Here is a 12,734-nt window from a genome sequence, read left to right as displayed (position 1 = left end):
TTATTATGAAACGAGCATTAGTAAGTGTATCTGACAAAACAAATCTGATTGAATTCGTATCCGGATTAAAAGAATTAGGTTATGAAATTATATCTACCGGTGGTACAAAGAAGGCTTTGGATAATGCCGGTTTAGATACCATTGGTATCTCAGAGGTTACCGGTTTTCCGGAAATCATGGATGGTCGTGTAAAAACATTACATCCAAAGGTACATGGAGCGTTATTGTGTGTACGTGATAATCCGGAGCATGTTCGTCAGATTCAGGAATTAGGTATTGATTATATTGATTTGGTTTGTGTAAACTTGTATCCATTCAAACAAACCGTACAAAAACCAGGTGTAACGCATGAAGAAATCATTGAAAACATTGATATCGGTGGACCTAGTATGCTGCGTAGTGCATCTAAGAACTATCGCTATATCCCAGTGATCGTAGATCCTAGTGATTATGCAATGGTATTAAATGAACTGCGTGAAAACGGTGAAACCCGTCCGGATACCAGAGAACTTTTAGCAGCGAAAGTATTCCGTCATACAGCAGCCTATGATGCGATGATTGCGGAATATCTGACAAATAAAACGGGTGAAAAATATCCTGAAAAATTAACGATTACCTTCGATAAAGTACAAGATCTTCGTTATGGGGAAAATCCTCATCAAAGTGCTGCCTTCTATAAAGGTATGAAACCTTCTTACTCCTTGGCAAATGCCAAACAGCTGCATGGTAAGGAATTATCCTACAACAACATTCAGGATGGCAATGCAGCGATTGAAATCTTAAAGGATTTTGAAGGACAGTGTGCGGTTGTTGGATTGAAACATATGAATCCATGTGGAGTAGGTATCGGTGCTACCTTGGAAGAAGCATGGGATAAGGCTTATGAAGCAGATCCAATTTCCATCTTCGGTGGTATCGTGGCAATGAATGAGCCGGTCAATGTAGCTGTTGCGGAAAAACTGGCAAACATTTTCTTGGAAATTATCATTGCGCCTTACTTTGAACCGGCAGCATTTGAAATCTTATCAAAGAAAAAGAATATCCGTCTGATGGAATTAGATACAACCTTAGAGGTAACAACAAAATATAAATATACGAATGTTAACGATGGCTTATTGGTACAGGATATTGATGACCATAAGCTGAAAGAAGAAGATTTGCGTTGTGTAACAAACCGTAAGCCTACCGAAGAAGAAATGAAACAATTGTTATTCGCATGGAAGGTTGTAAAGCATGTGAAATCCAATGCCATCGTATTGGTCAAGGATAACATGACAATTGGGGTTGGTGCCGGTCAGATGAATCGTGTCGGTGCGGCAAAGATTGCCATTGAGCAGGCAGGTGAAAAAGCCAAAGGTTCTGTTATGAGCAGTGATGCTTTCTTCCCTATGCCGGATACAGTAGAAGAAGCAGTGAAAGCAGGGGTAACAGCCATTATTCAACCAGGTGGTTCTATCAAGGATCAGCTGTCCATTGATGTGTGTAATGAGCATGACATTACGATGGTGTATACCGGAGTGCGTCACTTTAAACACTAAGATAGGAACATAAGAATGACAAAAGAAGATTGGATATTCAGCACTTTCGTTGCTCATATGCAATCTTCTTTTTTTAACAGCTTTGCTTCATTACTATCTTTATATGATCTAACTATGCAAAGCATTTGCATAGCTTATAAACTACGATTTCTCAAAAATCTACAGTATGAAAAAAGCGTTATGTTCTTTATCCATCTATGTAATACTTCAGCAACGAAAAGGATGCTATCATAAAAAAACAGACAGCTTGTGCCGTCTGTTTATGAACCGATTTCAGGTTCTAAGTTTTCAAAAAGTGGATCATCAAAAAATTCTATTATCGTGATGGATAAGCCATCACATATTTTTTTAATTGTAGATATCGTTGGATTTTTACTTTTTCCAAACTTAATATTATTTAATGTTGATTGTGTGATACCACATGTTGTGCTAAGACCATTTAAGGTGATTTCGTTTGTTTTGCATAATTGCAAGATACGTTTACAGCTTGCTTCTCCTATTGTCATAAATATCGCCCCTTTATACTATTTATTTTACTTAGATATACTACAAAAGGTTAACTACATTGGGTTATTATGATACTTTTGTTTACTTTTTATATCCATATAGATGTAAAGATACAATTTACATATCGCAAAATAAGTATATACTTAAGGTAAGAGGTGATAATGATGGAAATGCAGAAAGTGTTGGAACAAAGAAAAAGTATTCGTAAATATCAAGATAAGCCGATAAAGAAAGAAGTTGTGGAGGAATTACTTCCCGTCTTTAGAAGTTAGCACCATGTTTCTTTAGGAGCAAAAAAAACAAATGTTAATCAGAGCCCGTATTTATGCGGGTTTTTATGTGCGAAAATACTTTCATATTTTATTTAATTGTGTTATAATGATGGTGCCGTGGTGTATTCATGCCGGAGGTGTTCTTATGGCTTATTTCCTTAAGGTTGCTAAACAACAAAATCGTACCTATTTATCTATTTACGAAAGCCCCGTCTTTAGAAGTTAGCACCATGTTTCTTTAGGAGCAAAAAAAACAAATGTTAATCAGAGCCCGTATTTATGCGGGTTTTTATGTGATAAAATACTTTCATATTTTATTTAATTGTGTTATAATGATGGTGCCGTGGTGTATTCATGTCGGAGGTGTTCTTATGGCTTATTTCCTTAAGGTTGCTAAACAACAAAATCGTACCTATTTATCTATTTACGAAAGCTTTTATTCTCCTGATGTTAAGGGAACCAAGCATCGCAGTATTAGAAAACTTGGTAATCTTCAGTCTCTTATTGATTCTGGGATTGATGATCCTATTGCCTACTACAAAGCTGAAGTGGCTAGAATGAATGAAGAAAGAAAACTCAAAAATGCGAATGCAAAGATAAATCAAAGACTTATTGGTGAAGTCTCTCCTGAAAAGTATCTCGGCTATTTTCCTCTTGCCAACATTCTTAACACATTAGATGTAAAAGATCATTTTAACTATATGCAGTCTACTCGCTACTTTCAGTTTAATGTCTATGATATATTCTCATCTCTTGTATTTGCACGTGCTGTAGCACCTTTGTCTAAACACAAAACGTTTCATGATGTACTTCCTTCCCTTTTGAATGAAGTTGACTTCAGCTATGATCAATTATTAGATGCCGTTGAATTTCTGGGGAGTGAATATCAGAAGTTCACTGAAATACTTACGGTAGCTACAGCTGATAATTTTGGTATTGATACAAAACATACTTTCTTCGATTGTACGAACTTCTACTTTGAAATCGATAAAGAAAATGATTTTCAAAGACGTGGCCCATCTAAAGAAATGCGTCATGATCCCATTGTTGGGCTAGGTCTATTACTTGATGCCAATATGATCCCCATCGGTATGAGGATGTATCCCGGTAATGAGTCAGAGAAGCCTATTATTCTCAAAATCGGTCAAACAGCTAGTTGATAAAGAAAAGACATGGGTACTCCTTGAAAATGATTTTCATGATGTTTTAGACAGCAAAGGAAATATAATATATCGATACAAATCATGTATCGATAACTACACATATGAATATAAAGACGAAAATGGAATCAAACATTCAAAGACAGTAAAAGAAAAACGTGTTTGTACATTTTCCCCAAAGCTACAACGAAAAAAGTTAATGGAAATCGACAAAATGATTGAAAGAGCGCAAAGATTACGAGCATCAGAAGCAAAGAAAGAAGAGTATGGGGAAAGTGCGAGATATGTAAATTTTGTGGATAGAGATGGTAAAAAAGCCCATACAGTACTAAATGAAGAAAAGATAGATATGGATAGAAAACTAGCAGGCTTTAATCTTCTAATCACTTCCGAATACAAAATGGAAGATCAACAGATATATGAAGCATATCATAATTTATGGAGGATTGAGGAATCTTTCAGAGTTATGAAAAGTGAATTAGACGCAAGACCTGTCTATCTTCAAAAAGAGAATAGTATAAAAGGACATTTTCTTATATGTTATACTACGGTACTACTAATACGACTGTTTCAATTCAAGATACTAAATAACGAATACTCAACAAGTGATATATGTAGTTTTATCAAGGAGTTTAAAGTTGTACAGATCAACGATTCAAGATACATCAACATGACACGTTCTTCTGATTTCATCACCAAGCTTTCAGCTCTATTAAAACAACCAATCACAAATTATTATCTTACCAATAAACAAATAAAAATGATGCATACTCGTTAGCTATAATTTCGAGTTTACACCATTTTTTTACTTTTAACTTCTAAAGATAGGTACTACAAAAGGTTAACTACATTGGGTTATTATGATGCTTTTGTTTACTTTTTATATCCATATAGATGTAAAGATACAATTTACATATCGCAAAATAAGTATATACTTAAGGTAAGAGGTGATAATGATGGAAATGCAGAAAGTGTTGGAACAAAGAAGAAGTATTCGTAAATATCAAGATAAGCCGATAAAGAAAGAAGTTGTGGAGGAATTACTTCATGCGGCTCTTTTAGCACCTACATGGAAAAATTCACAGACAGGACGTTATTATGTTGTTATGGATAAAGATAAGCTAGAGCAGGTGAAAAAGGAAGGGCTTGCCCCATTTAATGCAGAGAATACGAAAGATGCTCCAGTTTTGATTGTTACAACATTTGTAAAAGATCGCAGTGGTTATGAACGTAACGGTGAACCAAGTAATGAACTGGGCAATGGCTGGGGTTGTTATGATTTAGGCTTGCAGAATGAAAACTTATTATTAAAAGCAACGGATTTAGGATTAAGTACCTTAGTCATGGGAATTCGTGATGCTGATAGACTACGTGAGATGCTGAGTATCAGTGAAGAAGAAATTATCGTATCAGTAATTGCTGTAGGATATGGTGATGCGACACCAACAATGCCAAAACGTAAAGAGATAAGTGAATTCGTTACCTTTTATTGAAATAAAAAAGAGGAGAAATTCATATGAAGTCGGGGATCACATGGTTTTATCGAATTGCTTTGCTTTGCTGTATCACGTTATTTGGCGGTTACACCTTTTGTTCCAGAATGATTCAGCACTCCATGGTTCATGTCGTATTAAATCAGATCCACATTGAGAAAAAATTAGCAGAAAGGTTAAACTCGATCAACTTTCCAAAAGCAGAAGAAGAATCGGAAAAGTTAACCAAAATTTTAGAAGATATTGTAAATGATGAAGAAGTGTTAGCTGTCTTGAATGTATATACAGAAGCGTTTGTTGCCGACATTGTCAAAGATACGCAAAGTGAAACAACGATGAAGATCAATGAAACACTGAAACAGCAGGCGAATCAACATGCGAGTGAACTAAGCTTATTTACCGAAGGGCTTTTAAGTGAAAAAGAAGTATCCGCCATTATGACAACGGTAATTGATGCTATGGACGTACAGGCCTTATATGATGTTTCGCTTCATATCATGAAAGAAGAGCTTAGTGATGTACAGCTGACAGCATTTAAAATCTTATATTTTTTAAAGGGAGATATCTGTTATTATATCAGCCAATTGGGTATGCTATTATGTTCGTTATTGCTAGTCATGCAAAAGAAAGGTTTGCGAGGATTAACCATGGTATGGTTAATCGGCTGTTTGCTGATGTTTGTTGTATCACAAACAATACCACAACTGTTAGCACATGTCTTTGCGAATACAAAAGTGGCGGCTGCTTTGCAGGACAACATTGCTCAATTAGAACGTTATACATTAATACTGGGTGCCATCACCTTATTGTTGGCATGTCTAATGATGATAACGGCGTTTTTTAGAAAGAAAATCCTACATAAGAAGGATATAGCATAAATAAGAAAGAGAGTTATTTTATGAAAGGGAAACACATAGTGGCATCTGCTTTAGCTGTTACCATATGCCTTATGGGATGCAGCAATAATAAACAGGCAGACATCGATGCCGAAGTTACAAAATTAGAAGAAGAAGCGAAAAAAACGCTTCAAGATGTGCAAGAATATAGTAAAGAAGATATTGAGAAAGCAACAACGTACATACATGAAAATATGAATAAAGTAAAAGATGATGAGGTTGTGAAGAATCTGATTAAGGCAGGAACATATTTAGAGGCAGCTGCCAAAGCCGGTGCTACTGAATCAAGTCAAAAGTTAGCTAAACTAGGGAAAGATATACATACATATGCAAGTGATGTATATAAAGCGGCAGATGATAAAAAGGATGCAATCATTAAGGAAAGTAGTAATATGATTTCTTCATGGAAGGATACGTTGAATAAAGAGAAAAACAAGCTTATCGATGAATTTCAAAAGTTTATAAATCATTGATGTTAGATAAGGTGTTAGCATATGATGCATGTTGTTATCTGGTAAAGATAAATACGTGAATGGTAAACAACACCTTTTTCTTTACCGTAAAATTCAGAGGGCTATAAATTGCAATTTATTAGATGTCGGGTATAATAGTAAACGTAATAACAATAAAGGAGTTATGTATGAAAAAGGACATCGTTTATATTACAGGACACAGACATCCTGATTCTGATTCTATTATATCGGCTATTGCTTATGCCTTGTTTAAACAGCGCAAAGGAATCCGTGCGATTCCATGCCGCTTAGGGGAACTGAATGCAGAAACTAAGTATTTATTAAACCGCTTTGGTTTTGAAGAACCAATGCTGTTTGAAGACGCAAGAGCTACTCTTGATGAAATTGAAATGGATGAGCCACTTACGATTTCACCTACAACGACTATTTATGAAACACTGCAGATGATGAATGAACAAAACAAGCAGTCTTATGGTGTAGTGAATCAAAAAGGTCAGTTATTGGGCATGGTAACAAAGAGTGATCTGGCAACGGTCGGTTTGGGAGATACAGCTGTCGGTATTGCTTTATTAAGAGAAACGCCAATTGAAAATATTTGTCGTACGATCAATGGCAGAATGATATATGATGATCCTAAACTTCATTTTAATGGAAAAGTCAGCATCATAGCCATGACGGAAACACGTCTGGCTAATTATGATGTTCAAGATCGACTGGTTGTATTAGGAAATGATGCAAAAGCTCAAAAGACGGCCATTACCAAAGGGGCAGGTATCTTAATCGTTGTTTGGAGTGATTCCATTGATGATGAAGTATTGGAATTGGCGAAACTACATCATTGTCCTATTATCATCAGTGGTCATGGTACAATGAATACTTCTCGTTATTTATATTTCTCACCATCTGTTAAACTGTTAATGAAGCGTGATGTTGTCAGCTTTAATATGGATGAATTTGTAGAAGATGTCGGTAAAAAAATGTTAAAAACACGATATCGCAGTTACCCGGTTGTCGATAATGATAATCATTTAAAGGGCTATATATCACGTTTCCATATCTTGGACCATCACAATAAAAAAGTGATTCTGGTGGATCATAATGAGTATTCGCAATCTGTCAAAGGAATAGAGGCGGCCGATCTATTGGAAGTTGTCGATCATCATCGCGTGTGTGATATCATCACATCTCGCCCCATTTCCTTCCGTAATGAAATCATCGGAAGTACGGCATCCATCATCACTTCAATTTATATGGAAAATCAGATGGATATTGCGAAAGACTTAGCAGGACTCTTGTTAGGGGCAATCTTATCAGACACATTGAAATTCCGCTCTCCCACAACCACTGCCAAAGATATCGGTATTGCCAAGACATTGGCAGATAAAGCAGGATTGGATATCGATGTATTTGCGAAGGAAATGTTTAAGGTAAGCTCCAACATCAGTCAAAAGAGTGTACATGATCTGATCAATCAAGATATCAAACGTTTTGAAATAGATGATAATGTGGTAATGATTGGACAGGTGATTGTTTCCAGTGTTGGTGAAGTGAAAGAAATAGAGGGTGAATTACAAAAAGAATTGGATGAATTTACCAGAAATAAAGGTTTAGATTTATGTGTGATTGTCTTTACCAGTATACTTGAAAATGGTTCTATCTTTTATTCATCCGGTGATAAGGCACAGGCCATCTTTGATGCCTTTCCAAATGAGAAAGAAGAGGAACACAGTTTCCATGAAGATGTATTATCACGTAAAAACCAGATCGTACCAACCCTATCCAGAGCAATGTTAAATGCCTTAGGATAAAATAAAAAACGGTTAAAGAAACACAATGCGGCGTTATCCATTATGATATCGTATGCATGTGTTACATAAACCGTTTTTTTATATCGGTAAATGTATAGAAAAAAACTGAAGCACCACATGTTTTTGCGGTGGACTTCAGTTTCCTATGTTTTTTAGATACTCTTTATATCTTTCAAAAAGCTGAACTTCTTTATCCATAAAAGCGATAATCATGTGGAAAAGCGAATACTGTTTACTTAAAGAGTGTGCTCTTGCGCAATGCACAAGTAACCTTGCTTCTAAAGAAGTATTATTTAAAAGCTTGTAACCAATAGAACTTTATTCTTATTTACCTTTTTCAATATAGGCATTAATGTTTTCTTCAACAACATTGAAAGGGGCAACACCACTCTTTAACAATGCCGTATGGAAAGCTTTATCGTCAAATGCATCGCCAAGTTTCTTGACCGCCTTTTCTTTTAAAGAAGCGATTTCTTCATAACCAACATAATATGGTTCAAAGGCACAAGGATTTGCTTGTAATTGACTATATTGTACCATAGCGTCATGATCACTTAATTGAAAGCCGATAGCATTGAAATGATCTTTGAAATCCTTTAACGACCAGCCTTCATAATGGATGCCGATATCTGCCAGTATGATCATATTGTAACTGGCAAGCTCATTTTCTTTTAAAGCAAGTAAGAGATTCTGATCTATATCCTTTAAATAATTATAAGCATAATACTGAGCATAAACAGCATAACCTTCAACATAAGCACTGGAATCTATGCAGGCATTCCGGAAAAGGTTTTGCTGATTCTCATACATGAAGCTATATTGGAACATATGTCCTGGAAATCCTTCATGAGCAACCGTGGAATATGTCTGAATCTTATTAATGGCCCCTGTCTTTGGATTTACGCGCAATTGTTTTGTACCATCACCATCAAGTGGAGGAATGTTAAAATAAGCTGCCACACCGCTGCTAGAGGCAATTTCGTCATTTATTGCCTTAATATTATATTTTAATTCTTTAACGCTAGGGAAATCATTTGGTATTTGCGTTTTAATATAAGATAATATCTCATCATAACTCTTAAATGAAGTGACAGGCAGTTTGTTCTCTGTAATTTTTTTAACGATATCTAAATTGTTTATGACGATGCCTTGCAAATTTTGTAAATGCGTGTTAAAACTGGTGTTCATCATTTTCTTGATATCATCCACACTCTTATTGCTGCCGATGCTTTTCTGTAATAATAAAGCATAATATGCTTTACCATTCTCAAATTTAGCAAGTCCTATGTCATTGTTTTTGCCACTTTTTTTCAAGTCTTTCATCAAATCACTAATATCTTGATAGGCTGGCAGAAAGGAAGTAGTAAAAGCCTGTTTCAATTGTTTCTTGTAGGATTCGGCTTTTGTTTTACTCAGCTTGAGAGTATCGATGTTTTGATACATGGATGTTAATATGGCACTGTTTTCACCTTTTTTTAAAATGCCATCACAATATTTCTTTACATCATCCAAATTTGTCATAAGCAGTCCTTTATCTGCCTGTTCCTTTGTATATTGGATAACGCAATCAACATAAGGCTTTACATCTTTTACTAATAAGATTAAATCCTTAACATCCTGTTCATTACGTAAATCCCAGTCAGAGAATAAGGTTGGCATCTGATAATGTATCCCCGAGATGCTGGCAAACATCTGTTGATAATAGTCAAACTTTTTATCCATCAGCTGCAGTTCAATATTTCCTTGATATTCGAAACAATCGTATGTCTGTTTCTGCTCATCGCTTAAGATATCACGCTTAAATTCTTTAAATTCATCCCAGACCTTCTTCGCTTTTTCAGCAGCTTTATGCTGGTTTTCGATCGTTGGACGTTCTCCTAAATTTACTTTTACATTCGTTGGGTCGACACCGTGTTTTTGTGGCTGTTTCAGATATACATGCATGGTCGTATAGTCGCTTTCCATCTGCTGTATGAACTGTTTTTCAATAAAACGGTCGAATTTCTTTTGTTCTTCCTGGGGATCTTTTGAAGAACAGGCACCTAACGATAGTGCCATGATGCCGGATAAGGCTAATAACGAAAGACGTTTTATGATCTTCATGTAACATTTCCTCCTTGTGTTAGTATTAGTATACCCTTTTTTTATCGAATGGACAACTCATGAAGAGAGATGTATTGACGCATTGGTGTATTATGGATATAATACAGTTAGGAGGTGGTATCGTGATAAAACTGCAGGATATAGAATTTCATCAAAAAGCTGCTGTATATCCGCAATTAGCTGACTATATCAAAAAAGGCATTTTACTGGGAGAAATTGTGGATGGCGAAGATATGCCGAGTCGCCGAGAGTTGGCTTTGCGCTTATCCATTAATCCTAATACTGTTCAAAAGGCCTATAAATTACTGGAAGATGAAGGGTTTATTCGTACAATATCCAATATTCGCAGTATTGCTGTCGTAACCCAAGACACCAAAGAACGTATTCGCTGCCAGCTCATAGAACAACAAGTAAAAACCTTTATCACGGATTGTAAAAGCTGTGGCATGAATTTTCAGCAGACGATTGCTATCATGACCACATTATGGGATAAAATATAATTTTTTTATCGAATGAGTGTATTATGAATATAATACAGTAAGGAGAAGCTTATGAAAAACATGTTGAAATTAATGAATATGACTTGCCGCTCAGCAATCTCACAAATTATCCTTTTATTTCTTTGTGTGCTATTGGCAGAAGGAACATGGCTGTTTCTGCAATTAAAAAATATAGAACTCTTATACTATCATGATATGGGAATAAACATCATGATAATCCTCATAGGGTTTATCCTATTATTATGGATACAGGTAAAGCGATTCACCCATTTTGCCAAAAGTGGCGGACTTACCCGCATACAGGTATTGCCGGTATCGAAACGTTCTTTTATCTTTGGCGAAGTACTCTTCAATTATGCGAGTGTCTTATTGCTAGCAAGTGTCCCTTTTCTTGTATGGTTTATGATGATTGCCCTTCAACCGTTTCACTTTCCTTTTATGAATAATCTATATGCGTATGCAACTTTGCTCATCTCCATTACTGATTGGATGCCAATAAATGCTATTGAATGTGGTTGTCTGTTGCTTATTTTATTAGGTATTGCCTATATCATGGTTGCTTTCTCTTTTACGGCAATCGATTTAGACCGCCGTATAAGCCTAATCATGGTGCTGCTCATAACCTTTGTCATCATCCTTTTTCTGAATATGATTTTGTTTTCTTCTTCTCTGATGTTACCTTACCGCTATGAAATTTTTGCCGGAGAAGCTTTGCTGCTTATTCTATTATTGCATCGAAAGTTGGAACATGCATTCGTCAGGAGGAAATCCATATGAAAAAAATTATACTATATCTTACAACATCAACAGTATTGCTGTTGACATGCCTTGGTTATCATGTCAATCACTTATTTCCTAAAGATATTCCATTTGATAATAGTGATAAAGCAAGATCCGCCTTAGCGGGGATGACGATTGAAACAACATTCGGCATGCAAGATTCGGGCAGAACCCTATATCTCGATCTTAAAGATGGAGAGATCACCCAAAGATATACTCGTCAAAGTACACAAGAAAAGCAAAAAGATTATGAAATTTCTATGGAACGTATTTTTGAAATGGATGAACAGACAAAAAAGACCATAGGAAAACCAAAGAATCTAAGTGAAGAGGGACATGAGATAAAAAGAGTTATACCACAGGCTGATGCGGCTTATGTGTTCTATAGTTCAAATAATATAAAAATACCTACACAGCATGTAATATCCAATGAGCACTATCAATTACAGGAAACACTTTATGATATAAAGGAACAAACGGATGATACTTCTTATATTACGTTAGAACAATTGGATACGGATGTAAATGAAAGAGGAGTACAAAAGTATACAGATGTTCTTCCTACGGAAAGTCTGATTCGTGGTAAAGATGAGAATGTTTACTACTTCATGCCCCAGACAAATACACAATTTCACGGCGCTAATCATATTTATAAAATCAGTTGTGAATCGCAAGATAAAGCTTTGTTACAGGAGAATAAAGTTAAGATAAAAGAAATTACACCAATGGTTACACTGCCGGCTAAGCGTTCTTATTTTATCATGGAAAAGGTTGCTGATCGTTTGTTGGTGATTGCCTATGATACGAAGGGAAATACTTATGCCATGCTCTATGATGAAAAAGGGAATTTACAGAAAGAGTTAAAAACCCAACAAAAAATATTATTCGATGAGTTTACATGGCAAAACGACGGCTATATCCATTATTTTGCGGATGGAAAACTATATCGTCTAGATACCAACACGATGAAACTCTCAAATGTATGTCCTTATGATACGATTAAATTAGATAATGTTAGTGTTGATGATGTGTATTATCGTGATGGGAAAACTTATGTGTTGACGCAAGATGCATCTTGTATCTATATCCAAGTCATAGAACATGAACAAAACGTGTATCAAGGAAAATGGCAGTTAGGTGAGTATCGCGAAGATGAAGATGCGTATTATATGTTTTATCAAGCGCGTATCCGGAGGTGATGATC

At 35.6% G+C, this 12,734-nt stretch carries 11 protein-coding genes and 1 pseudogene; 10 read left to right on the top strand and 2 right to left on the bottom strand.

Annotated elements, in window-relative coordinates:
• Positions 1-5 precede the first annotated feature (5 nt).
• On the top strand, positions 6-1,538 hold the full coding sequence (gene purH / locus KJS44_RS14230; protein WP_008690296.1) for a bifunctional phosphoribosylaminoimidazolecarboxamide formyltransferase/IMP cyclohydrolase: 1,533 nt from the start codon (positions 6-8) through the stop codon (positions 1,536-1,538).
• Positions 1,539-1,798: 260 nt separating this feature from the next.
• On the opposite strand, the gene KJS44_RS14225 is transcribed toward purH, so the two are convergent.
• The gene (locus tag KJS44_RS14225) at positions 1,799-2,044 is read right to left on the bottom strand and encodes a helix-turn-helix domain-containing protein (protein WP_008690297.1); all 246 of its coding nucleotides are present in this window, start codon (positions 2,042-2,044) and stop codon (positions 1,799-1,801) included.
• A gap of 165 nt (positions 2,045-2,209) precedes the next feature.
• Here KJS44_RS14225 and KJS44_RS14725 point away from each other — a divergent pair, with 165 nt between their 5' ends.
• The 6 genes and pseudogenes from KJS44_RS14725 to KJS44_RS14195 all read left to right on the top strand — a co-directional run bounded on the left by KJS44_RS14725 (position 2,210) and on the right by KJS44_RS14195 (position 8,147).
• Entirely contained in the window at positions 2,210-2,317 is a 108-nt protein-coding gene (locus KJS44_RS14725; RefSeq protein WP_331866809.1) for a nitroreductase family protein, read from the top strand.
• Between the two features lie 371 nt (positions 2,318-2,688).
• Positions 2,689-4,255, top strand: a pseudogene (locus tag KJS44_RS14795) (IS1634 family transposase).
• 175 nt (positions 4,256-4,430) lie between these two features.
• A complete protein-coding gene (locus KJS44_RS14210) occupies positions 4,431-4,970 on the top strand; it encodes a nitroreductase family protein (protein ID WP_017144737.1) in 540 nt (179 codons plus the stop codon).
• Positions 4,971-4,993: 23 nt separating this feature from the next.
• Complete coding sequence (locus tag KJS44_RS14205; protein ID WP_008690305.1) at positions 4,994-5,848, top strand: hypothetical protein; 855 nt, start codon at positions 4,994-4,996, stop codon at positions 5,846-5,848.
• A gap of 20 nt (positions 5,849-5,868) precedes the next feature.
• Positions 5,869-6,339: a hypothetical protein gene (locus KJS44_RS14200; protein WP_008690308.1), complete on the top strand. Its 471-nt coding sequence runs from the start codon at positions 5,869-5,871 to the stop codon at positions 6,337-6,339.
• Between the two features lie 167 nt (positions 6,340-6,506).
• The gene (locus KJS44_RS14195) at positions 6,507-8,147 is read left to right on the top strand and encodes a putative manganese-dependent inorganic diphosphatase (RefSeq protein WP_008690310.1); all 1,641 of its coding nucleotides are present in this window, start codon (positions 6,507-6,509) and stop codon (positions 8,145-8,147) included.
• A gap of 324 nt (positions 8,148-8,471) precedes the next feature.
• Here KJS44_RS14195 and KJS44_RS14190 read toward each other — a convergent pair whose 3' ends face one another.
• Positions 8,472-10,250 (bottom strand): DUF885 domain-containing protein, encoded by a 1,779-nt coding sequence (locus KJS44_RS14190; RefSeq protein ID WP_008690312.1) that lies wholly within the window; start codon positions 10,248-10,250, stop codon positions 8,472-8,474.
• A 122-nt stretch (positions 10,251-10,372) separates the two neighbouring features.
• Here KJS44_RS14190 and KJS44_RS14185 point away from each other — a divergent pair, with 122 nt between their 5' ends.
• The 3 genes from KJS44_RS14185 to KJS44_RS14175 are packed head-to-tail and all read left to right on the top strand — an operon-like array spanning position 10,373 to position 12,729.
• Positions 10,373-10,750, top strand: a complete 378-nt coding sequence (locus KJS44_RS14185; RefSeq protein WP_017144738.1) for a GntR family transcriptional regulator — start codon at positions 10,373-10,375, stop codon at positions 10,748-10,750.
• Positions 10,751-10,801: 51 nt separating this feature from the next.
• Positions 10,802-11,527 carry a hypothetical protein gene (locus tag KJS44_RS14180; RefSeq protein WP_008690314.1) on the top strand — a complete coding sequence of 242 codons (726 nt, stop codon included), beginning with the start codon at positions 10,802-10,804 and terminating at the stop codon, positions 11,525-11,527.
• Positions 11,524-12,729 carry a hypothetical protein gene (locus KJS44_RS14175; protein WP_008690315.1) on the top strand — a complete coding sequence of 402 codons (1,206 nt, stop codon included), beginning with the start codon at positions 11,524-11,526 and terminating at the stop codon, positions 12,727-12,729. The genes KJS44_RS14180 and KJS44_RS14175 overlap by 4 nt, the downstream gene beginning before the upstream one ends.
• Positions 12,730-12,734 lie beyond the last annotated feature (5 nt).

This window comes from Longicatena caecimuris (genome assembly GCF_018406465.1).
GTDB classification, from domain to species: domain Bacteria; phylum Bacillota_I; class Bacilli_A; order Erysipelotrichales; family Erysipelotrichaceae; genus Longicatena; species Longicatena caecimuris.
Note: the sequence above shows the minus strand (reverse complement) of the source record. Positions and strands in the feature narration are given on the sequence as shown.

What these genes read in the sequence shown, in the direction of transcription:
- purH (WP_008690296.1), top strand. Translation starts at nt 6, where the DNA reads ATGAAACGAGCATTAGTAAGTGTATCTGACAAAACAAATCTGATTGAA.
- KJS44_RS14725 (WP_331866809.1), top strand. Translation starts at nt 2,210, where the DNA reads ATGGAAATGCAGAAAGTGTTGGAACAAAGAAAAAGTATTCGTAAATAT.
- KJS44_RS14175 (WP_008690315.1), top strand. Translation starts at nt 11,524, where the DNA reads ATGAAAAAAATTATACTATATCTTACAACATCAACAGTATTGCTGTTG.
- KJS44_RS14195 (WP_008690310.1), top strand. Translation starts at nt 6,507, where the DNA reads ATGAAAAAGGACATCGTTTATATTACAGGACACAGACATCCTGATTCT.
- KJS44_RS14225 (WP_008690297.1), bottom strand. Translation starts at nt 2,044, where the DNA reads ATGACAATAGGAGAAGCAAGCTGTAAACGTATCTTGCAATTATGCAAA.
- KJS44_RS14210 (WP_017144737.1), top strand. Translation starts at nt 4,431, where the DNA reads ATGATGGAAATGCAGAAAGTGTTGGAACAAAGAAGAAGTATTCGTAAA.
- KJS44_RS14205 (WP_008690305.1), top strand. Translation starts at nt 4,994, where the DNA reads ATGAAGTCGGGGATCACATGGTTTTATCGAATTGCTTTGCTTTGCTGT.
- KJS44_RS14190 (WP_008690312.1), bottom strand. Translation starts at nt 10,250, where the DNA reads ATGAAGATCATAAAACGTCTTTCGTTATTAGCCTTATCCGGCATCATG.
- KJS44_RS14200 (WP_008690308.1), top strand. Translation starts at nt 5,869, where the DNA reads ATGAAAGGGAAACACATAGTGGCATCTGCTTTAGCTGTTACCATATGC.
- KJS44_RS14180 (WP_008690314.1), top strand. Translation starts at nt 10,802, where the DNA reads ATGAAAAACATGTTGAAATTAATGAATATGACTTGCCGCTCAGCAATC.